19 protein-coding genes, 1 tRNA gene and 1 pseudogene are annotated in these 21,269 nt (G+C 70.4%); 9 read left to right on the top strand and 12 right to left on the bottom strand.

The features are described 5' to 3' along the window. Positions 1 to 5 precede the first annotated feature (5 nt). From OG709_RS18655 to OG709_RS18675, 5 genes are all read right to left on the bottom strand, one after another. Positions 6 to 2,024: a copper resistance CopC/CopD family protein gene (locus OG709_RS18655; protein WP_329167036.1), complete on the bottom strand. Its 2,019-nt coding sequence runs from the start codon at positions 2,022 to 2,024 to the stop codon at positions 6 to 8. Positions 2,025 to 2,035: 11 nt separating this feature from the next. Continuing rightward, positions 2,036 to 2,515, bottom strand: a complete 480-nt coding sequence (locus tag OG709_RS18660; protein WP_250302280.1) for a copper chaperone PCu(A)C — start codon at positions 2,513 to 2,515, stop codon at positions 2,036 to 2,038. Further along, positions 2,512 to 3,183 carry an SCO family protein gene (locus OG709_RS18665; protein ID WP_250302279.1) on the bottom strand — a complete coding sequence of 224 codons (672 nt, stop codon included), beginning with the start codon at positions 3,181 to 3,183 and terminating at the stop codon, positions 2,512 to 2,514. The genes OG709_RS18660 and OG709_RS18665 overlap by 4 nt, the downstream gene beginning before the upstream one ends. A 36-nt stretch (positions 3,184 to 3,219) precedes the next feature. Beyond that, positions 3,220 to 3,948: a YcnI family copper-binding membrane protein gene (locus OG709_RS18670; RefSeq protein ID WP_250302278.1), complete on the bottom strand. Its 729-nt coding sequence runs from the start codon at positions 3,946 to 3,948 to the stop codon at positions 3,220 to 3,222. Positions 3,949 to 4,055: 107 nt separating this feature from the next. Next, complete coding sequence (locus OG709_RS18675; RefSeq protein WP_266641783.1) at positions 4,056 to 4,877, bottom strand: hypothetical protein; 822 nt, start codon at positions 4,875 to 4,877, stop codon at positions 4,056 to 4,058. A 259-nt stretch (positions 4,878 to 5,136) separates the two neighbouring features. Between OG709_RS18675 and OG709_RS18680 the strand changes: the two genes are divergently transcribed. Next, positions 5,137 to 5,610 (top strand): ATP-binding protein, encoded by a 474-nt coding sequence (locus OG709_RS18680; RefSeq protein ID WP_250302276.1) that lies wholly within the window; start codon positions 5,137 to 5,139, stop codon positions 5,608 to 5,610. Between the two features lie 33 nt (positions 5,611 to 5,643). Here the strand turns inward: OG709_RS18680 and OG709_RS18685 are convergent, their stop codons facing one another. Then, positions 5,644 to 7,125: an aminopeptidase P family protein gene (locus tag OG709_RS18685; protein ID WP_266641782.1), complete on the bottom strand. Its 1,482-nt coding sequence runs from the start codon at positions 7,123 to 7,125 to the stop codon at positions 5,644 to 5,646. Positions 7,126 to 7,300: 175 nt separating this feature from the next. Beyond that, positions 7,301 to 8,845 (bottom strand): PP2C family protein-serine/threonine phosphatase, encoded by a 1,545-nt coding sequence (locus tag OG709_RS18690; RefSeq protein ID WP_329167041.1) that lies wholly within the window; start codon positions 8,843 to 8,845, stop codon positions 7,301 to 7,303. Positions 8,846 to 9,315: 470 nt separating this feature from the next. On the opposite strand from OG709_RS18690, the gene OG709_RS18695 reads away from it, so the two are divergent. Then, a complete protein-coding gene (locus OG709_RS18695; protein WP_250302273.1) occupies positions 9,316 to 10,080 on the top strand; it encodes a bifunctional DNA primase/polymerase in 765 nt (254 codons plus the stop codon). A gap of 280 nt (positions 10,081 to 10,360) precedes the next feature. Here the strand turns inward: OG709_RS18695 and OG709_RS18700 are convergent, their stop codons facing one another. The 3 genes from OG709_RS18700 to OG709_RS18710 all read right to left on the bottom strand — a co-directional run bounded on the left by OG709_RS18700 (position 10,361) and on the right by OG709_RS18710 (position 13,000). Continuing rightward, the gene (locus OG709_RS18700) at positions 10,361 to 11,332 is read right to left on the bottom strand and encodes a DUF5926 family protein (RefSeq protein ID WP_250302272.1); all 972 of its coding nucleotides are present in this window, start codon (positions 11,330 to 11,332) and stop codon (positions 10,361 to 10,363) included. A 199-nt stretch (positions 11,333 to 11,531) separates the two neighbouring features. Then, complete coding sequence (locus OG709_RS18705; protein WP_250302271.1) at positions 11,532 to 12,149, bottom strand: ATP-binding protein; 618 nt, start codon at positions 12,147 to 12,149, stop codon at positions 11,532 to 11,534. Positions 12,150 to 12,193: 44 nt separating this feature from the next. After that, positions 12,194 to 13,000 carry a glycerophosphodiester phosphodiesterase gene (locus OG709_RS18710; protein WP_250302270.1) on the bottom strand — a complete coding sequence of 269 codons (807 nt, stop codon included), beginning with the start codon at positions 12,998 to 13,000 and terminating at the stop codon, positions 12,194 to 12,196. A 221-nt stretch (positions 13,001 to 13,221) separates the two neighbouring features. Here OG709_RS18710 and OG709_RS18715 point away from each other — a divergent pair, with 221 nt between their 5' ends. The 3 genes from OG709_RS18715 (at position 13,222) to OG709_RS18725 (ending at position 15,401) form a co-directional block, all read left to right on the top strand. Beyond that, on the top strand, positions 13,222 to 14,637 hold the full coding sequence (locus tag OG709_RS18715) for a S1C family serine protease (RefSeq protein ID WP_329167044.1): 1,416 nt from the start codon (positions 13,222 to 13,224) through the stop codon (positions 14,635 to 14,637). 43 nt (positions 14,638 to 14,680) lie between these two features. Beyond that, positions 14,681 to 14,767, top strand: a tRNA-Ser gene (locus OG709_RS18720). Between the two features lie 169 nt (positions 14,768 to 14,936). Then, positions 14,937 to 15,401: a GNAT family N-acetyltransferase gene (locus OG709_RS18725; RefSeq protein ID WP_250302268.1), complete on the top strand. Its 465-nt coding sequence runs from the start codon at positions 14,937 to 14,939 to the stop codon at positions 15,399 to 15,401. A 95-nt stretch (positions 15,402 to 15,496) separates the two neighbouring features. On the opposite strand, the gene OG709_RS18730 is transcribed toward OG709_RS18725, so the two are convergent. Next, positions 15,497 to 16,582, bottom strand: coding sequence for a phosphodiester glycosidase family protein (locus OG709_RS18730; RefSeq protein ID WP_329167046.1), 1,086 nt, complete (start codon positions 16,580 to 16,582; stop codon positions 15,497 to 15,499). Positions 16,583 to 16,893: 311 nt separating this feature from the next. On the opposite strand from OG709_RS18730, the gene OG709_RS18735 reads away from it, so the two are divergent. Beyond that, positions 16,894 to 17,361, top strand: a complete 468-nt coding sequence (locus OG709_RS18735; protein ID WP_250302266.1) for a DUF6344 domain-containing protein — start codon at positions 16,894 to 16,896, stop codon at positions 17,359 to 17,361. 92 nt (positions 17,362 to 17,453) lie between these two features. Here the strand turns inward: OG709_RS18735 and OG709_RS18740 are convergent. Next, positions 17,454 to 18,217: pseudogene (locus OG709_RS18740) on the bottom strand (bifunctional DNA primase/polymerase); the annotation flags it as partial. Between the two features lie 316 nt (positions 18,218 to 18,533). Between OG709_RS18740 and OG709_RS18745 the strand changes: the two are divergent. The 3 genes from OG709_RS18745 (at position 18,534) to OG709_RS18755 (ending at position 21,269) form a co-directional block, all read left to right on the top strand. Then, entirely contained in the window at positions 18,534 to 18,839 is a 306-nt protein-coding gene (locus OG709_RS18745) for a hypothetical protein (protein ID WP_250302265.1), read from the top strand. 223 nt (positions 18,840 to 19,062) lie between these two features. After that, a complete protein-coding gene (locus tag OG709_RS18750; protein ID WP_266641750.1) occupies positions 19,063 to 20,244 on the top strand; it encodes an acyl-CoA dehydrogenase family protein in 1,182 nt (393 codons plus the stop codon). A 17-nt stretch (positions 20,245 to 20,261) separates the two neighbouring features. Continuing rightward, positions 20,262 to 21,269, top strand: coding sequence for a bifunctional MaoC family dehydratase N-terminal/OB-fold nucleic acid binding domain-containing protein (locus OG709_RS18755; RefSeq protein WP_266644960.1), 1,008 nt, complete (start codon positions 20,262 to 20,264; stop codon positions 21,267 to 21,269).

Raw genomic sequence — 21,269 nt, forward strand, 5'->3', positions numbered from 1 at the left:
AGGGGTCAGCCGATCTTCACTGTCTTGTTCACGGTGGTCTGGTCGATGTCGGAGGTCCGCACGGTCACGGCGACGTCCCAGCTGCCGGCCATCGGGATCTGCACGCCGTCCGCACTCCAGTGTCCGGTGAACAGATGGGTGGGGACGACGGGCAGTGGACCGATCTTCTTCGCCGCGAGGGTCAGCGCGATCTTGACCTCGGGGATGTCGTAGGGCTTCCCGGCGGGGTTGTTCACGAAGACGTGCAGCTGGTTGCCGCCGGTGCGGCCCGGGGTGATTTCGAGGGCCACGGTCCCCTTTCCCTTGGGGCCGCCGGTGTCGAAGGGGAGGGTGATGTCGACCGGACCCGAGGGGACCGCCGCGGTCGCGGACGTGGCCCGCCCGGCTTCCTCCTCGGTCCTGCCCGGTTCGGTGGTCGTCAGCACCGTGGTGACGGCCAGCAGTACCACGGCGATCCCGGCCTCGGCGAGCACCGACTTGCGCAGGCCGGTGCGGTGCGGGTCGGCGTCCCTGATCCGCTTCTCGCGCACCACGGTCCTGGCGGCCCGCTGGCGGGCGAGCTGGGCGGCGCGGCGGGGGTCTTCGGGGACGGTCACCGGTTCGGGGCGCTCCGCGGCGGTGTCCGGAACCGCGGCGTCCGAAGCGGTGTCCTGGACCGCGGTGTCCTGGACCGCGGTGTCCGGAACTGCCGTGACCGAGACCGCCGTGGCCGGAACTGCCGTGGCCGGAACTGCCGTGTCCTGGACCGCGGCTGCGTCCGGCGCGGTGGCGGCGGAGTGCTCCGACAACCGCCCCGTCCAGCGCCGGGAGAACCAGGCGATGCAGACGACCACCGCGACGAGCCCGACCTTGACCAGGAGCAGCTGCCCGTACCCCGTACCGAACAGCGCCGACCAGCTGCCGAGCTGCCGCCAGGACTGGTAGACGCCGGTGGCCGCCAGGACGCAGACGGAGACGAACGCGATACGGGAGAAGCGCTGTACGGCGGAACGTTCGATGGACGGAGTACGGAAGAGCGCGACGAGCAGCGCCGTGAGCCCGCCGAGCCAGGTGGCGACCGCGAGCAGATGGACGACGTCGACGGGCATCGCGATACCCGGCTGGAGGCCGACCGAGGCGTGCTCGGTGAGCGACCAGGTGGCGGCGATCCCGGCGGCGACGACCGCTCCGCCGAGGCCCAGGCCGAAGGCGAGGTCCTTCTTCTCCTTCCCGTCCTCCCGCCTGGCGTAGGCGCCGAAGAGGACGGCGACGAACAGCGCGGCGGCGCCGAGGAGCAGCAGCCGGGAGACGAGCGCCGCCCCGGGTCTGGTCTGGAGCACGGCTTTGAGCGCGCTGAGGTCGAAGGCGTCGGCGAGCTGCCCCGATCCGGTGTACGGGGCCCTGAGCAGCAGCAGGACGAGCGTGGCCGCGGTCAGCGTCAGCCAGCCACGGACGACGAGCTTCTGCAGCGGAGGCTGTCCCGCGCCGCGCTGCCAGCAGGCGAGGACGAAGGCGCCGCCGCCGACGAGCAGGATGAACCCGGCGTAAGCGAAGTAGCGCGCGGTGCCGTAGAGGAACCCGACGAGGCCGCCGCCGACGTTGTCCCCCGTCGCCGTGACGCTGGTCTTCGACGGGGCGCCGATGGAGAAGGTGAAGGCGCCGGACACCGGGTGGCTGTCGGCGGAGACAGCCTGCCAGGCGACCGTGTAGGTGCCGTTGGCGAGGCCGGGGCGCAGGTCGACGCCGTAGCTGACGGTGCTGCCCTTGGAGAAGTTACGGAGTACGCCCTTGTCGGCGCGGTTGCCTTTCGGGTCGAGGACGCGGACGGACTTGTTGTCCATGGCGACCTGTTCGGAGAAGGTGAGCGCGACGTTCGGGGGAGGTTGGGCGACCACCGCCCCGGCGTTCGGGGTGCTGCCGAGCAGGGCCGCGTGCGCGGAGGCGGGGGAGGCCGCGGCGAACAGTGCGCCGAGGAGTGCCGCCGTGACGAGCAGCAGCCGCGCGAGCGGGAGCCCGGAGCGCGGAGGAGCGGTGGACGCCGTCATGTGTCAGTCCCTCACTTGTGTTCCGGCTGGTAAGTGGGTTCCTTGACGGGAAGTTCGGCCTTGAGCACGCCGCCCTTCTCGAAATGCAGTTCCACGGCGACCTTCTCGCCGCGCTCGGGCTGTTTCTTGAGGTGCATGAACATGAGGTGGTTCCCGCCGCGCTCCAGGTCCAGTTCGCCGTGGGCGGGGACCGGGAGGGACTTCACCTCCCGCATCTGCTGGTCCTTGGTGGTGTGGAGGGTGATGTCGTCGGAGAGGGTGCTGGTGACGGAGGTGAGCCGGTCCGCGGTGGAGCCGCTGTTGGTCACGGTCACGAATCCGGCGGCCATACCGCTGCCGCCGACCGGCTCGGGCATGAAGGACTCGGTGACCTTCAGTTCGGGCCGGGCGTCCGCGCTCGCGCCGTCGCCGGACGACGAGCAGCCCGCCAGTGCCAGCGCCGCGGTGGCGGCTATGGCACAGGCGGTGGCCCCGGTGGCGAGACGGCTCACGGGGTCTCGCCCCTGATGAGCTTGGGGAGATCCTTGGTGTAGTCGCCGACGGTGGTGTCCTCGCCGTACAGCACGTAACCCGCGTCGGTCTTCGGCGAGAACGCCATGACCTGCGCACCGTGCATGGAGACGATCGTGCCGTCCTTCTCCTTCGTCGTCGGGGAGATCCCGATGCCGATCGAGCGGGCTCCGGCCTGGATGGTCTTGAAGTCTCCGGTGAGCCCGATGAACGACGGGTCCTGCGCCTTCAGCCACTTGCCGAGCTCGGCGGGGGTGTCCCGGTCGGGATCGGTGGTGATGAAGACGACCTGGAGCTTGTCCTGGTCGGCCTTGGGCAGCGCCTTCTTGGCCACGGCGAGGTTGCTCATGGTCAGCGGGCAGATGTCGGGGCAGTGCGTGTACCCGAAGTAGACGAGCGTCGGCTTGCCCTTGGTCTGCTCACGGAAGTCGAACTTCTTGCCGTGGGTGTCCGTGAGGACGAAGTCCGGCTTCTTGAACGGGGTGTCGAGTACGGTCGCGGCCTTCGTCTTCGTCGCGCCCGACACATCGGCGACCGAGCTCTTGCCGGAGCTGTCGCTGCCGCTGTCGGTGCTGCAGGCCGCGAGGGAGAAGGCGGTCGCCGCCACGAGGGCGGCGGCCGTCAGAGACTTCTTGTACGTGCTGCGCATGGAGAAATGTCCCAGTTGCTGGTCGGGGGTGGGCCGTCAGTGGGTACGGCGGCGGCCGGCGAGGACACCGAAGGCGATGCCCGCGATGCCGATGACGATGCCGATGACGCCGAGGATCCTGGCGGTGTTGTCACTGCTGTCGGACGACGAAGCGGTGGCCCGCGTGGCGGTCCCGTTGCCGGAGTCCGAGGTCTTTCCGGAGGCGCTGTCCGGGGTGGCGCCCGCGGTGTCGGCGGCGCTGAGCGTGAGCACCGGTGCCGGGTTCTGGGGCTCCTCGGCGCCCGGCTTCTGCTCTTCGATCCAGCGCACGACCTCCTTGTCGGAGTAGGTCTGGAGCGCCTTGAACGCGAGCTGGTCGGTGTCGGTGGGCAACTGGCCGACGGAGAGCGGGAACTGCTGGAACTGACCGGGCTCGATCTTCCCGCCGGTCCAGGTGACCTTCGAGACGGCCTCGTCGATCTGCTTGCCGTGCAGGGTCACCGGCTTGGCGAGCTTGGACGTGGTGACCTTGACCTGCCAGCCCGGCACCGGCTCCGGCATCACCGAGGCGAGCGGGTGGTCGGTCGGGAAGTTGACTTCGAGCTTCGTGGTCGCGGCGTTGTCACGCTCGTTGGGGACCTTGAAGGCGATGGTGGCGTAGCCGCCCTTGGCGGCCTCGCCCTGCGGCTGGACGGTGACGTGCGCGAAAGCGGTGCCCGAGACCAGCAGGACGGAGGTGGCGGCGATGCCACCGATCACGGCGATGCGACGGGTGTTGACGCTCATACGGAACACACTCCACGGTGCGAAAGGGAAGGGTGGCGGCCCGCACGCCGGTGCGCGCGGGCAGCGCGGCACCGCTCCCGCTCGCTACGTGCGTGGGGGGTGCCGCGTCAGGCTGCTGGTGCGTACGCGGAGGGCGGCCCGCGCCTGATCACCGTGTGCTGAAGCGCCTCGCCCGCGGTCCACAGTGGAGCGGGGAGTGGTGCGTACCCGGCGCGCGGTCCCTGTGCGAGTGCTTCCGGAAGTCCGGTGCGCAGGGCGCGTACCAGAGCGAGCGCGGCGCGCAGATTGCCCACGAGCGCCCCCTCGGCAACCCCGTGCGACAGCCGGGTCAGCCGGAACAGTGCGATCTCTCCGCGCCGCAGCAGCCAGCCGGTGGCGAGCGCGGCCAGCAGATGGCCGAGCGCCATGGGGAGGGTGGGCAGCATGAAGACGGTCGACGTGGCCGCCGTCGCCGCCATACGGTGCGGTGCGGCCTGGGCCGAGCCCGGGTCGAGGCCCGCCGCGGTGACGATGCTGTGCGCCTGGGCGAGGCTCAGTGGCGCGGCCCCGGCGCCGCAGACGAGTCTCCCGGCGAGCGCGACCAGCGCGGAGGTGTCTCCCCCGGGGTGGCCGACGGCGGACTGCGCCGCCGTACCCATCGGGCCCATCGCACCCATGGCGCCGTGCTGTCCGAGGCCGAAAACGGTGTGCAGGGCGAGCTGCCCCGCGGTCAGCCCGGCGGCGATGCCCGGCAGCGACCGCTCGCGCCCGGCGAAGGGCGCCGCCACCGCGAACAGGCCGAGGAATCCCAGAGCCAGTGGCCACCAGGGGACGGCCGCACCGGAGGCCAGCGTGTGCCCCACCCCGGCCAGCACGACGCAGACCGCGGTGAAGACCGCGGTCCTCAGGAGCCGTGGACCGGCTCCGGCGCGTACGGCAGAGGTAAGCATGGCCGGGCCATCATCGCACTGGCCCGGGTCACTTCGTACGGCAGGTCCGGAAGGTCACCATCCGTCCCGGGGCGACGCGCCGGCCCCGCTGACGCACCCGCCGGAGCGTCCGCTGACACACCCTCCGATACACCGGCGCCCGGGGTACGCGCGTCCGCCGAATGAGCGTTATCACGTCAACCGCGTGCTTACCCCTCGGGTCCTGCGGCAATAGGTATCGATATGTCGAGCGGCAGCGCCGCAGCCAGGAGGCTGGAGCATGGGCATCTGGTGGTCTCTCCACTTGCGGCGCGAAGCCGCCAGCGTTCCGCTGGCCCGCCGTCTTCTGCTCGGCGCCATGGAGACCGCGGGGGTCGACCCGGACATCTCCTTCGACCTGTCGGTCGCCCTCACCGAGGCCTGCGCGAACGCGGTGGAGCACGGCGGGTACGAAGGACCGGGCGCCGCTTCCCCGTCCCAGGGGTACTGCGTGACCGCGTTCCTGGACGGCGAGCGGTGCCGTATCGAGGTCACCGACTCGGGTCCGGGCTTCCCGGCAGGGCGGGGGCGCGGCGCCGCCCGGCGGAACCTCCGGGCGCAGCCGTCGGCCCCGTCCGAGAACGGCCGCGGACTCGGTCTGATCGAGCAGCTCTCCGACCACGCCGACTTCCGCAACAGACCGGGCCGGGGCGCCATGGTGCGCTTCGACAAGGTCCTGAAATGGCGCGAGGACGCGCTGCTCAGGGCTTCCTGAACGAGCGCGTCCCCGGGGATCCGGCGGACCTGGTCAGCCCTGCTTGACCGCGGCCATCCAGGCCTCGACCTCGTCGGACCGGCGCGGCAGGCCCGCGGACAGGTTCCGGTTGCCGTCCTCGGTGACGAGGATGTCGTCCTCGATGCGGACGCCGGTACCGCGGTACTCCTCGGGCACGGTGAGGTCGTCGGACTGGAAGTACAGACCGGGCTCGACGGTCAGGCACATACCCGGCTCCAGGGTGCCGTTGACGTACGCCTCGGTGCGCGCGGCGGCGCAGTCGTGGACGTCGAGGCCGAGCATGTGGCCGGTGCCGTGCAAGGTCCAGCGGCGCTGGAGGCCCAGTTCCAGCACGCGCTCCACCGGGCCTTCGAGCAGGCCCCACTCGATGAGCTTCTCGGCGAGCACCCGCTGCGACGCGTCGTGGAAGTCGCGGTAGGCGGCGCCGGGCTTGACGGCGGCGATACCGGCCTCCTGCGCTTCGTACACCGCGTCGTAGATCTTGCGCTGCAGCTCGTTGAAGCGCCCGTCGACGGGAAGCGTCCGGGTCACATCGGCGGTGTACAGGGTGTGGGTCTCGACACCGGCGTCGAGCAGCAGCAGCTCACCGCGGCGGACGTCGCCGTCGTTGCGCACCCAGTGCAGGGTGGTGGCGTGCGGGCCCGCGGCGCAGATCGAGCCGTAGCCGATGTCGTTGCCCTCGACGCGGGCGCGCAGGAAGAAGGTGCCCTCGATGTACCGCTCGGAGGTGGCCTCGGCCTTGTCGAGGATCTTCACGACGTCCTCGAAGCCGCGCACCGTCGCGTCGACGGCCTTCTGCAGTTCGCCGATCTCGAAGGCGTCCTTCACCGCGCGCGCCTCGGAGAGGTACACGCGCAGCTCCTCGTCGCGCTCGGCGGTGGCCTTGTCGGTCAGCGCGCTCTCGATGCCGGCGTCGTGGCCGCGTACGTTCCGGACCGGCCCGGTGGCCTTCGTGAGCGCGGCGGGCAGCTCGCGCACGTCCTTCGCGGGGATGCCGAGGAGCTGCTCGGCCTCGGCGAGGGAGTGCCTGCGGCCGACCCACAGCTCGCCCTGGCCGTCCAGCCAGAACTCGCCGTTCTCCCGGTTCGAGCGGGGCAGCAGGTAGACCGTCGCGGTGTGCCCGTCCTCCGCCGGTTCCAGGACCAGGACGCCGTCCTGGGTCTGGTCGCCGGTCAGGTACGCGTACTCGGTGGAGGCGCGGAAGGCGTACTCGGTGTCGTTGGAGCGGGTCTTCAGGTTGCCCGCGGGGATCACCAGACGCTCGCCGGGGAAGCGCGCGGAGAGCGAGGCACGGCGGGCGGCGGTCCGGTCGGCCTGGGCGATCGGCTCCAGACCGTGCAGCTCGGTGTCGGCCCAGCCGGACTTCATGTTCGCGGCGAGCTCTTCGGTGACGGCCGGGTACAGGCCGTTCTTCCGGGGCTTGGGCTCCGCTGCTTCCGGGTTCTCCGGGTTCTCCGGGGTCTCGGGGGTCGCCGGGGTGAGCTCCTCAGACACGTTCTGTCTCCTTGTTACGCCACGGGGCGTTACGACACTGGGCCCCCTCCATCGTACGGGCGTACGGAAGGGGGCCCAGGGTCGAAAGGCCTCTTACCCGAACGCCCCGCACGGCGCCCGTGGTTCGGGCCGGCCGGCACCGGAGGGCCGGCCGGCACCGGAGAGGCGGCCGGACTCAGTCGAAGCGGGCCGCCAGGATCACCACGTCCTCGGGGCTCTCCCGCTGGTCGAGGCCGTCGGGCAGCACCGTCCGCAGGACGTGACCGGCGATCTCGGCAGGATCGCCGAGCAGCGCCCTGGGCACGCTCGCCGCTGCCGAGTGGAGCCGGGCGAACGCCCGGTCCATGGGGTCTCCGGTACGGCGCAGCAGTCCGTCCGTGCAGAGCAGCACCGTTTCTCCCGGGGTCGGTGAGAACGCCGCACTCGGCGCCTCCCAGCAGGCGAGCATCCCCAGCGGCGCGGACAGCGAGGTCTCCACGAACTCGGTGCGCCGGTCGCCGACGATCAGCGGCGGGGTGTGTCCGGCCCCGGCGAGCAGGATCGTGCGCCGCGCGGGTTCGCAGTAGGCGAAGAGCACGGTGGCCGAGCGGGCGGGTTCGGTGAGCCGCAGCAGCAGTTCGAGGTCGGAGAGTACGGCGACGGGATCCTCGCCCTCCATCACGGCGTACGCCCGCAGACTGGCCCGCAGCCGCCCCATCGCGGCGGTGGCCCCGGCCCCCGATCCGGTGACCGATCCGACGGCCAGCCCGAGCGCGCCCTCGGGCAGCGGCAGCGCGTCGTACCAGTCGCCGCCACCGCGCGGTCCGGTGCGGTGGCAGGCGGCCAGCTGGACGCCGGGCACCCGGGGCAGCCTGCTGGGCAGCAACTCCTCGGCGAGGGTGGCCACGCGGGTGCGGGCCCGGTCCAGCTCGACCAGCCGGGCCAGGTGTTCGCTCGCGTACTGGGCGTAGAGCCCGGCGAGGCGGCGTCTGCGGCCTGCGGGCTCGGCGGGTTCGTCGTAGAACCAGACGGCCGCGCCCAGCACCGGTCCCGGCACTCCCGCCGGTCCGCTCGCCAGTGGGAGTGCGTAGCTCGCCGCGCAGCCGATGCGGGCCGCCACGTCGCGCAGGCGGGGGTCGAGGGTCTTGTCGTGGCGGAGGTCGGGGTCGGCGAAGCCGCCGACGGGGACTGCGCCGGCGCCCGTGGCGTCCAGGATGCGCCCGTACGCGGTGACACCGCGCGGAAGGGTCTCGATGTGGCCGAGCTCGGCGTGGGAGAGGCCGAGTCCTACGGTGACCGTGGGGCCGTGCGTGCCGATCGGGCCGTTCGGTTCGGCCGGCTCCAGGACGACCAGACCGCGGCGGGCCCCGAGCAGTGCGGCGCCCGCCCGCAGGAATTCCCGGAGGGCTTCGTCCAGGCCGGAGGTGGCTGCCAGTCGTTCGGTGAGTTCGTGCAACGTGGTGAGGTCGAAGACCCAGCCGGCCAGCCGGTCCTGGATCAGGGCGCCGGGAGTTGTGCCGGGCGCGGGATCCGGTGCGGGGGTCGGAAGAGGTGCAGCAGTCTGCGCGGGAGCCGGAACTGGGGAGTTGATTCCAGCCACTTTCGGCAGGTGGGAGGCGCTCATGGCAGCCGGCTTTCTGACTGGTGCATTTCGCTCAATAGCATCGCAAACCCCCAAGTCATTCTGCGTAGCTATCAATGGATCCACATGTACACGCAGAAGTAAGGAGATGTCCAGCATTGTCCCCTTGGGGCTCCTGGTGTCTGTGGGATAACCCTGCTCTCTCCAGTAGACAGCCAACTTGGCCGAAAAATACCCCCCCGTGCAGTTATTTGATGTCGACTGAGGCCGTTCGGCAGCGCGTCATATCGAATGCGGTGGGTACGTAATCGGTGATGGCCAGGGGCAGTTGGTACGGCCCCGGAACCTGGCGGCAGACCTGGGCGTCTCTACCGCCGAGGGTCGCGCCCCATCCCCGAATGGCGGGGTTCGCACAGTGGCATAGCGACACAGCACGGACAGCACGGGACAGGTACGCGCCACGCACGCGCCATGCGCCACCCTTCGGCAAGCTCGACCAATGAACTCGGACCAGGCTCCGCCCTGCTGGAAATCCACACCACAGGCTCAGAGTTCGTGTGCACACAGTGATGCGCCGCATGCGTGGCGCGATGTGGACCTCGGCGTTCAACGGAAAGGAACGAGCGCTCATGCGCGAGATCCTCGGAAGGCGACGTGGGCTCCGGTTCCGGCGCAGTGGGAGGCACGCACAGCTCGATGCGGCGCTGACCTGTGCCACCGGCTGGCAATGGCCCGTGGTTCCCGGCGTGGGGCACACCGCCCCGGGCGGCCGGGAGCGCGGCTGTGCCTGCCCCGACCCCGAGTGCGTCGTACCCGGCGCACACCCCTTCGACCCCGGCCTGCTGGCGGCCACCACCGACGCGCGCATGGTGCGCTGGTGGTGGACCAACCGGCCCGATGCGCCGGTGATAATTGCGACGGGGGGGCGTGCGCCCTGCGCGCTCAGCCTTCCGGCTGCCGCGGGTGCACGTGCCCTGGTGGCCCTCGACCAGTTGGGCATGCGGCTCGGCCCGGTCGTGGCGACGCCCACGCGCTGGTCGCTGCTGGTGGCTCCGTACTCCCTGGAGCGGCTCGGTGCACTGCTGCACGCCAAGGAGTGGGTGCCCAGTTCGCTGCGCTTCCACGGTGAGGGCGGCTATCTCGTACTGCCGCCGTCGGAGACCGGCAAGGGGCCGGTGTGGTGGGAGCGGGCCCCTTCTCCCGTCCCTCAACTCCCTCCCCGACTCTCGTCCTGGGGCCTGGGACGCACCCTGACCGGCCGGGCCCCGGCGCGTACGGCGGAGCCGATTCCGGGATCCGCCGCGCCGTGGCTGCCGGATGTCGGAGCGGTGGTGGACGCGCTGGTCGAGGCGAGCACCGGCGCTCCGGGTGGCGGTAGCAGACTCGCCTATTGACGGTCGTCGCGTGCGCGGCCGTGGCACACGGCCGCCGCGCGACAGCGCGTGAACCGGCGTACGGGAAGCAACTCCGCGCCCCCTGCGGGCCATTGGCGGGCCCGGACATGGAAAGGCCCGGCCGTTGGCGACGGGGGATGCACCAACGACCGGGCTTATAGAACGGTAACAAGAGATCGGCGGTTCGCAAATTCGATCTCACGTATTCGGACAGCGACTCACCTGCGGGTACGGGCAGTTGTGACCGGAGTCACCTGCTGTTCCCGCAGGGTCGTCACTCTCAGCTGAGGGTCACCTGGCGGTTGGTGAGCCCGCCGCGCGCCCGGCGCTCCTCCGGGGTCAGCGGAGCGTCCGAGGCGAGCGCCGCGGTCAGCCGCTCGGCGAACTCCGCCGCGGGCTTCTCGCACTCCTCGGCACTCATCGCGCTCGGCAGGTCCCACACCGGGACGGTGAGACCGTGTGCCCGGAAGGACCCGACCAGCCGGGTGCCGGCACCGAGCGAGGAGGTGCCTGCCGCGTGCAGCCGGGCCAGGGCGTCCAGGAGCCGCTCCTCGGGATACGGCATGACCCAGCGCAGATGGTTCTTGTCCGGCGTCTCGCACCAGTAGGCCGAGTCCGCCGAGGTGAGCTTCACGGTCGGGATGGCCGCTTCGTTCGCGCGCTCCAGCGAGGCGGTGACCTCCGCGGCGGCGTTCTCCGAATCCGGCACCCAGAACTCGAACCCGGAGTGCACGACCGGCTCGAACGGGGCGTCGGGGTCCAGCAGATCCTGCAGCCGGGGACCGTCGGGAGCGGCCTGCTGGGAGGCGACCGGGGTACCGGGCGCCACGGTCAGCGCACGCTGAAGGGTGTCGGCCAGGTCGCGGCTGAGGTCGCCGGAAGGGGTGTCGTTCTGCAGACCGAGCAGGACGGAACCGTCGTCCCGGCGCAGCGCGGGCCACGCCATCGGCAGCACGGTCGCCAGCGTCACGGACGGCACGCCCTCGGGGAGGCCGCCCTTCAGGGTCAGTTCGACGGTCGCGGCGGGCACCAGCTCGCGCAGGGCGACCCAGTCGCCCTCGCCGGGCAGACCTTCGAACGGCCGCTGGACCAGTTCGGTCACGGCATGCGCCGCGGCCCGGCCGTGGCAGGCCTTGTAGCGGCGGCCGGAGCCGCACGGGCAGGGCTCACGTGCCCCGACCGCGGGGATGTGCTCAGGGCTGGCCCCGCGGTTCCCTTGAGGGGCCTTCGTCTGAGGACGCTTCTTCGCCATGGTGCGGCTCTCTCCCGACTGCGCTGGTCCTGTGTCTGGCGCGAGCCTATGGGATGTCCGGCCGATCGTGCGGGGCCACACGGTGCGCGGTCCGCCGACCCGGGGCCTCGCCGGTACACCGGACCCTGCCCCCTCCGGAGAACCGGCGGGTGCACCCCGCCGGTCCGTCGCCGGAGCAGGCCCGGATCTGGTCGCGGCACTAGTCGAGGTCGTCGAACACGTCCGCGAAGTCGGGACCGCGGCCCGCGCCGTGCGTGGCAAAGTCCTCGCGGCGGCCCTCGGTGACGAGCACCCAGACCGTCACCTCCCCCGACGCGTTGTCCCGTACGCCCCATTCCCGGGCCAGCGCGCTGATGATGTTGAGCCCGCGACCGCCTCTCGCAGTGACCGACGGAGTGGCCGGAATCGGTCGGGTCGGACCCCCGCCATCCGTCACTTCCACGGTCAGTCTGCCTGCCTTGTCCACGCACCAGGCGGCGCGCACATCCCCGTCACCGATCTCCGCCTGTCCCAGCGGCCTGCCGTGCCGGCAGGCATTGCTGAGCAGTTCGGAAAGGATCAGCACGGCATCGTCGACCACCGAGTCGGACACTCCGGTCCTGCGCAACTGATCACGCATCCGGTGCCTAGCCTCACCCACGCCCGCAGGGCCGTGGGGTACGGCCATGCTCGACGACGTGGGCACTTCTTGTGCCACCACCAACGCCACCCCCGAGACCTCCTTTGCCCCACGCCAACGAGTGGATGCCCCGGTGGACTGGACCGGAAACCGGCCAAAGGGGGCCCGGTGATGCACTCGTAACGATCGAATACGCATCGAACGCGCCGGTGCACTCCCTGTAACCAGTGCAGTGACCAGTACTAGGACCGGCCCAGCTGGGACAAGACCTGTTTCGGCCGGTTGGTGATGATGGCGTCGACGCCCAGTTCCGCGCAGAGTTCGACGTCCTCGGGCTCGTTCACGGTCCACACGTGCACCTGGTGCCCTGCCCGGTGCAGCCGCTCGACGTAACCGGGGTGATTGCGCACGATCCGCATCCCCGGGCCCGCGATCCCGGCCCCGGCGGGCAGTCGCCCGTCGCGCAGCCGGGGGGACAGGAACTGCAGCAGGTAGACGGTGGGGACGGCGGGGGCGGCGGCGGCGACCCGGTGCAGCGAGCGCGCGGAGAAGCTCATGATCCGTACCGGCGACGCCTCGCCGGGCGCCGGGGAGTCCAGACCGAAGCGGGCCAGCGCCGCGAGGAGCTTCTCCTCCACCTGACCCGCCCAGCGGGTGGGGTGCTTGGTCTCGATGGCCAGTTCCACCCGCCGTCCGGAGTCGTGGACCAGCTCCAGCAACCGTTCCAGGGTGAGTACGGACGTGCTCTCGCGGTCCCAGTCCGGGGATTCCTCGGAGTCCTTCCAGCTCCGCCAGGACCCGAAGTCGAGGGCTGCCAGGTCGGACAGCTCCAGGGCGGAGACCGCACCGCGCCCGTCGGACGTACGGTTGACCCGGCGGTCGTGCACACAGACGAGATGGCCGTCGGCGGTGAGCCGCACATCGCATTCGAGGGCGTCCGCCCCGTCCTCGATGGCTCGTGTGTACGCGGCGAGGGTGTGCTCGGGGGCGTCCTCGGAGGCTCCCCGGTGGGCGACGACCTGGATGCTGTGCTGCCGTACGTGGTTCACCGCGTCATGGTGCCACCGTGACGGGGTAGGTGGAGGCAGACAAGAGCACGCGACGGTGTGAAGGTGCATCCTTTTCATCCGAAATAAAGGATGGGGGAGCAGATGCACAGCTCCCGTTTACAGTGCCCCGACGTGCTGTGGGAAAAGCTGTCCGCAGACACTTGCAACACTTGCACAGCGGGACTCTGACCGAGACGACGTGGAACCGAGGAGAAAGAGCTGTGAGCACCGAGAACGAGGGCACCGAGGGCACGGCGGCCGAGACCGCACCACCCGCCCCGTCCGCACCTCCCGTGCCGGTTGCCGCTCCTGAGGGCACGCCCGCTTCCGCCACCGAAGCCACCGCGCAGCTTCCGGGACCGGTGACCGCCGACGAGTCCGTACCGGCCCAGGCGGCGAGCGCCGGATGGCCGCCTCCCCCGCCGGTCCTCCCGGCGTACGGCGGCGGCGGTGGCTATGGCGGCACCGGCGGACCGGTCTGGGGCGCACCCGTACCGCCTCCGCCCGCGGCACCCGCGAGGCGCGCGGGCGGTCTGGTCGCCGCGGTGATCGTCGCGGCGCTGGTGGCGGGCGGCATCGGTGGCGGCATCGGGTACTTCGCCGCCGAGCACAGCGACAACGCGACGGGCTCGACCACCGTCTCCGCGCCGGGCAAGGGCCAGGAGGTCAAGCGCTCGGCGAACACGGTCGCGGGGATCGCCGCGAGGGCACTGCCGAGCGTCGTCACCATCGAGGCGAAGAGCGGCAACGGCGACGGCGGCACCGGCACCGGGTTCATCTACGACACCCAGGGCCACATCCTCACCAACAACCACGTGGTGGCCGGAGCAGCCGACGGGGGCACCCTGACGGCGACCTTCTCCAACGGCAAGAAGTACGACGCCGAGGTGGTGGGCCGGGCCCAGGGCTACGACGTGGCCGTGGTGAAGCTGAAGAACGCGCCGTCGGGCCTGACCCCGCTCGCCCTCGGCAACTCGGACGAGGTCGCGGTCGGCGACGAGACCATCGCGATCGGCGCGCCCTTCGGCCTGTCCAACACGGTGACGACGGGCATCATCAGCGCGAAGAACCGCCCGGTCGCCTCGGGCGACGGTTCGGGCAGCAAGGCCTCGTACATGAGCGCCCTGCAGACGGACGCCTCGATCAACCCGGGCAACTCCGGCGGCCCGCTGCTCGACGACCGCGGCGCGGTCATCGGCATCAACTCGGCCATCCAGTCGGCAAGCAGCGGCAGCATGGGCGGCGATTCGCAGGCGGGTTCGATCGGCCTGGGCTTCGCCATCCCGATCAGCCAGGCGAAGTCGGTCGCCCAGCAGTTGATCAAGACCGGCGAGCCGGTCTACCCGGTGATCGGCGCGACGGTCGCCATGGACGAACAGGGCGACGGCGCCAAGATCTCCGACCAGGGCGCGAGCGGCACGGACGCGGTCACTGCCAATGGTCCCGCGGCCAAGGCGGGTCTCAAGGCCGGTGACGTGATCACCAAGCTGGACGACACGGTGGTCGACAGCGGCCCGACCCTGATCGGCACGATCTGGACGCACAAGCCGGGCGACAAGGTCCAGCTCACGTACAAGCGCGACGGCAAGGATCACACCGTCACGGTCACCCTGGGCCAGCGCAAGGGCGACAGCTGAGGCGCTAGTCTGTTCCCGCGCCGTCCCGACGGGACGGCGCGGGGGTGGGTTGCCCGAGCGGCCTAAGGGAACGGTCTTGAAAACCGTCGTGGCAGCGATGTCACCGTGGGTTCAAATCCCACACCCACCGCAGAGAGACGGCCCCTGACCAGGTCATCGGTCAGGGGCCGTCGTGCTGCTCGCTCTCCGCAGGCGAGCGTCGTTTCCCGGTGCTCCCCGCTCGGCCGGGCACGGCTGCGCACGGCAGGTCAGGAACCGCGGCCCGGGAGTGTCAGTGGCAGGTGGCAGACTCCGTCGACATGGTTGATCAGGTGCGCTTGAGAGATGTCGAACCGGCCGATCTGGAGGAGTTCTTCGCACAGGAGCACGATCCTGAGGCCATGAAACGGTCGAAGTTCACGCCCCGGGAACGGGAACCGTTCATGACCCACTGGACGACGAAGGTTCTTGGGGATCCCACCAACTTCGTGCAGGCCATCACGGTCGACGGAGATCTGGCGGGCAACGCGGTGGCGTGGTGGGACGAGGGGCGGCGCTTCATCGGGTACTGGCTCGGCAGGCAGTACTGGGGTCGGGGGATCGGCACGCGGGCACTGGCGCTGTTCCTGGAGCGGGAGAAGGCCCGTCCCCTGTACGCCGATCCCTTCGCAGGGAACACCGGCTCGGTGCGGCTGCTGGAGAAACACGGCTTCCGGCGCACCGGGACGGTCCGGTACGGCGAGCACGAGCACATCATGTTGATGCTCGGCGAGAACCCCGCCTGAAGCCTTGCCGACGCGAACAGTTGGCCCGGAACCCCTCGGGTGAGGACCGGTGCGGATCGGATTCTCCGGGCGCCCCTTCTCGCCGCGCTCCCGGCTCAGCGTGCGTACACGGCGACGAAATCCCGCGTCGCTTCGTTGTAATAGCGCTCCGGCGGGTTCTCGAAGTCGAGGATGTTCTTCGGGGTCGGGTCGGCCGGGTCGTGCGTGCCGTCGTAGCTCATGAACGAGGGCCAGGCACGGTTCATGTCCAGGGGCATGGCGCGTACGGCACCGGCGCGCTGCATCAGTTCCGCGAGCGTGCGGGCGGTCAGCGCCTGGCCGACCACCATGATGACGTCGCCCTTGGCGGTGACGCCGACGCCCGAGCGTTCCACGAACATCCGGCTCTGGTCGGTGGCGCCCCACTTGGAGTCGCTGTCGATGTCCGGTACGACCCGGCCACCGTCGACCATCAGCTCCAGGCACTGGCGGACGCCGACGACGTCCGGGGTCATGTGCACATCGCGGCCCCAGACGCCCAGCTTGAAGGAACCGTCGCGGTAGAACACCTCGGAGGCCGCTCCGTCGCGGAGCGTTCCCGCGGTGCGGCCGTTGAGGTAGAAGCCGCCTTTCGAGCCGCCGTCGGTGATTTTGAAGCCACCGTTCCAACTGGCCACGAGTCCGCTGCGGCTGCCCTTGGGAATGTTCGGCGGGACGGAGAAGGTGCCGCCCGGCTCGCGGACGCCCGGGTGCAGCTGGAAGCGGGCGTCTGCGGCGCTGATCCACGCGATCGCGGCCTCGTACGAGGTGTGCTCCGCGTCGGGGCGCACATACGTCCCCTGCACGATCGGCCGGCCCTTCCTGTCGAAGGCCAGCGCACGGTAGACGCCCTCACCCTTCAGTGATGGGGAGACGGGCGGGCGCAACTGAGCGTGCAGCGGCAGTTGAGGACCGCTCGGGGGCGCCGGAGCCGCTGCGGTCTGGTTCATGCGGGCCTGGGCGTCGGACGAGAGGGATCCGCCGACCTTGGGCGGATCGAGGTCGTACCTGATGTTTTCGAGCTTGTCGACCACAACGCCCATGGAGTGCTCGCGTGCCCAGCCCGCGAGCCGAGCCGCCGTGCTGTCGTCGCCCGGGTAGGTCAGGGCGTCGCTGACGGACCAGCCCAGGGCCCCGACACAGACCAGAACCACCGCGAGCACAGCGCGAGTGACCCTTCGACGCGGAAGCCACCGGCGCTTGCGGGGGGCGGGATCCGATGCCTGCGACATGACGCTCCTTGATGTAACGGGCCCTCAGGTGACGTCTCATCGGAACGCATCAGGAACGGTTCGCACAGCTGGGAGGGGCCAACCGGGTGGTGTTCATCTGAAGAAAAACACTTTGTGTGCGTTGGTCCATCTATGTCCGAACCCCATCCGCATCATGTGAAAAGTACGCAGAACATCCCGCGTGGGATTCGCTGCGGAATCCAGTGCATCACCGCTGTACGAAACAGAAATGAGGGGTCGTCATGACCAGTCAGGCCAAGAAGGTGTGGGCCGCCTTCACCACCGCGTTCTTCGCGCTCGTAGCCATGCTCGGGTTCACCTCCCCGGCCACCGCGACCGCTGGTGCCGTTGCCGCACCGGCGCCCGCCGACCTGTCGGGCCGCACCGGTCGTACGGTGGGCGCCCCCACGGTCCGGACGGCTCCCGGGGCCGCCGAGCCGGCACCGGCCCCGGCACCGGCTTCGGCGCGGACGGAGGCGCGTACAGGAGCACGTACAGAGGCGCGCGCCGCCGCCCCCACGCCGGCGCAGGTGGCCTGGTGGTCGCTGCCGAAGGACCGGGCGCTGCCGCCGACCATCAAGCAGCGGATTCGCGCCGAGGCGCACGGTTCGACGCCCAGCACCCGGCACCTCCCGCTCGACCTGGACGCCTCGTCGGACGGCGCGGTCGCGGACGCGGCGGTCGGCGAAGCCGTTCTTCAGCCGGTCTGACCGGTGCGGTCGGCGAGTTCTGCCCGGTCGGTACGGTCCGTGGGACCGGAACCGTCGGCACGATCCAGCCGCGGAGACCGCACAACGGGCATCGTCAGGCGGGCCGCCGAGGCGATGGTGGCACGAGCTTCGCGCTCGGTGAGTCCAGTACGAACCGCAGTATCGGCGAGCAGAGCGGCGAGATCTTCGCCGAAACCGTTCCCGTGCGCGCGGCAGGCGGCCGGAACAGACGGGTGTTGCGCTGTCCCTGGTGGGCGGCGCGTACGAAGTGCACCAGGCCGTGGCCCTGCGCGGGCCGGCCGGGTGGAGTGCCGGGAGCGCGAGCAGGAGGCGTGAGCAGACGGAGCGGGGTGCGAGGAAAGGGCGCGGGCGCGAGACGGACCGTGCCGGGCGCGAGGCGGTAGACACTGTGGGTCGTGAGTGAACCGGGACCTATGAGGTACCCGCCGGCGCCACGGATGTCGATGCCGGGAGCGAGTCGGCTCACCGGGTCGGGGACGACCCTGTCGGGTGGTCCGGTCGGCCGGAGATGGCTGCCCCCACCGGGTGTGAGCGCGACGACGGTCTCGGGATCGTGAACAGATGCTTGAGTACGAGGCGTTGAAGAGCGGCCGTGGAGCCGCTCTCCGCCTCGGTGCCGAGGTCGATGCCGATCGGGTGGTGCGGCGGTCGGTCGGAGGCGCCGCGGTAGAGAACCGGGTCGGGGTCCCGGTGATGCGGTGACAGCAGCGCGGGAAGTTGGCTACGGGACAACCGGACAACGGGATGACGGGACAACGGGGAGCCCGCGCTCGGCGGTGAAGCGCGCACGGGCGAGGGTCGGATGGCGGGCGGAGTGCCTGTCGGTGGCGGCCAGTTGTTTATTGCCGAATGAGTGTTCGAATCAGGGGAGCGGACCGGGGGAGGGCAAGGCGTTCCCGAGGAAATGACGGAACGATTCATCCCTTGGGGCGCCCGGGGGTGACGGGTTGCGGGCTGCCGTTTTGCAGATTCAGTGCCTTGGTGGGGTTTATCGACTTAACGTCACGCTTGCGAGGGAATCAAGCCTTCCGCGCTGGTTCCCCAGGGGCCCGGTGGGCAACTCTGATCTCGCGACAAGTCGTGCACCACACCGGGACGGTCGGCCAACTTTCCCGGAAGCAACCGCCTTTCTGGTTCCTGGAGGAATTGACATGGCACACATCCGTACCGCTCGCGCCCTTGCCGCTGTCGCCGCGCTGCCGTTGGCAGCCGCCCTCTTCACGGGCGTGGCCTCCGCGGACAACGGCGCCATCGCGGGCAGCGGATCCAACGCCAGCGTGGCCGGGGTCGTCGGTAGTGGCGTCGGGCACGACAACAACGGCAACTCGACCACCACGCAGCAGGTTGCCACCGGCGCGGGTGCGTCGAACCAGAACAACACGGCGAGTGTGAACGGCTCGGCCTTCACGGCCATCCACCAGGCCAACTACACGGTGAACTTCACCCGGCTCTGGTGACACGCGGCCCGATGGGGGTCGGGACGATGGGGAACATTCGGGGAACGCACGAGTAGTGCGCGGGGTGAATGGCAGTCCGGGCGGCGGCGCTGAGGCGTCGGCGCCCGGACTGTTTCTGTGTGCGGGGCGGTTCGGGTCGTGGTTCGGGTTCCGGCCTTGACAGTCGAGGCATATCTGACGGACAGTCAGAAACCCTGATCCGGATGCCAGGGAGGCCGCCGACGTGCACCTCGCCCCGACGGAGCGGCAGCAGCAACTGCGTGCCGAACTCCGTTCGTATTTCCATGAATTGATGCACGACGAGGCAGAACCCGGATCCCCTCCGGGCTCCGGCGCACACCCCGGAGCGCAGCGTGACCTGCTGCGCCGCATCGGCGCGGACGGGATGCTGGGACTGGGCTGGCCCGTCGAATACGGGGGCAAAGGACGCGGTCCCGACGAACAGTTCGTCTTCTTCGACGAGGCGTACCGCGCGGGTGCGCCGGTGTCGATGGTCACGCTGAACACCGTCGGACCGACCCTGATGAAGTACGGGACGCGGGAACAGAAGGATTACTTCCTGCCCCGCATCCTCAGCGGCGACCTCGTCTTCGCGATCGGGTACAGCGAGCCGGAAGCGGGTACGGACCTCGCTTCCCTGCGGACCAGGGCGGTGCGCGAAGGCGACTCCTGGGTGATCGACGGACAGAAGGTCTTCACGTCCAACGCCCAGAACGCCGACTGGATCTGGCTCGCCTGCCGGACGGATCCGGACGCACCCAAGCACAAGGGCATCTCGATCGTGCTGGTGCCGACGGACGCGGCGGGCTTCTCCTGGACGCCGATCGAAACGGTCGGCGGACAGACGACGACCGCCACGTACTACGACGGGATCCGGGTGCCCGCAACCAACCTTGTCGGTGCGGAGAACGCCGGCTGGGGGCTGATCACCAACCAGCTCAACCACGAGCGGGTGGCGCTGGCCGCGATCGGGATGCAGGCGGAGGACTCCTACGCGGCGGTGCTGGAGTACGCGCGCACACCCGATCCGGACACCGGGGAACGGCCCGCCGACCGGCCTTGGGTACGGGGGCGTCTGGCCGAGGTGCACGCGCGCCTCGCGGCCGTCAGATTGCTCAACTGGCGGCTGGTCGGGGACGTGGGGGCGGGGACGCTCGCGCCGGGCGATGCAAGTGGGGTCAAGTTTCTGGGAACCGAAAGCGCCGTAGAGGTGTATCGAATGTGCCAGGAAATCGCAGGGGAGTCGGCGCTGATCCGGACGGGGACGCCGGGGGCCTTCGGGGACGGGGAGTTGGAGCGTATGAACCGGGCGGCGCAGATCAACACCTTCGGGGGCGGGGTGAGCGAGGTGCAGCGGGAGATCGTCGCGACGATGCGGCTCGGGATGAGGAGCCGGAAGAGGTGAGCGGGGAGGTGGACAAGGTGAGGAACGAGGCGCGGACCAGGGAGAGGGAGACGGAAGACCCGCTCCACCGGCGGCTGAAGGCGTACGAGGGGCGCCCTGCCGCGACGTCCGGGGTGGGGAAGGACCCCGTCAACGAATCGATGATCAGGCATTGGTGCGAGGCGATGGGCGACACCAGCCCGGCCTATCCGGCGATCGCACCACCCACGATGCTCCAGGCCTGGACGATGGGCGGGCTCTCCGGGCACACGGGCCGGACGGACGCGTACGACGAGCTGTTCGCGCTGCTGGACGGCGCCGGATGCACGGCGGTGGTCGCGACCGACTGCGAGCAGGAGTATCTGCGGGACCTCCGCCCGGGGGACCGGATCACCTTCGACGCGGTGATCGAGTCGGTCTCCGAGCGGAAGACGACCAAGTTGGGGACGGGGTACTTCGTCACCACCCGGATGGATGTCCGGGGAGACGGTGTCCTGGCGGGGACGCACCGCTTCCGGATCCTCAAGTACGCACCTGCGGGCAGGGCTTCGTCCGGAGCCGCGGTCGGGCCGCCGGCCGCGGTGCGGCCGAAGGAGGGGACGACCGGCGCGGTGCCCTCCGCAGCGGCGGCGGGCGGAAAGCCGGAGGCGAGGCGGCCCCGGCCGGTGATCAACCGGGACAATGCCGGGTTCTGGGCCGGGGTCGCCGAACACAAACTGCTGATCCAACGCTGCTCGTCCTGTGCGACGCTGCGTTTTCCCTGGCTGCCCGGGTGCAATGCGTGCGGATCGCTCGACTGGGACACGACCGAGGCGAGCGGGGCCGGGACGGTCTATTCGTACGTCGTCATGCACCATCCGCCGTTCCCGGCCTTCGAACCGCCCTACGCGGTAGGCCTGATCGAACTGGCCGAGGGCGTTCGGATGGTGAGCAATGTGACCGGGGTTCCGTACGACAAGGTGCGGGTCGGTATGCCGGTGACGCTCGAATTTCTGCGGGTGGACGCGGAGTTGGAACTTCCGGTGTTCAAGGGGAGCGGAGGCTGA

It is taken from the genome of Streptomyces sp. NBC_01267, from assembly GCF_036241575.1.
GTDB lineage: Bacteria > Actinomycetota > Actinomycetes > Streptomycetales > Streptomycetaceae > Streptomyces.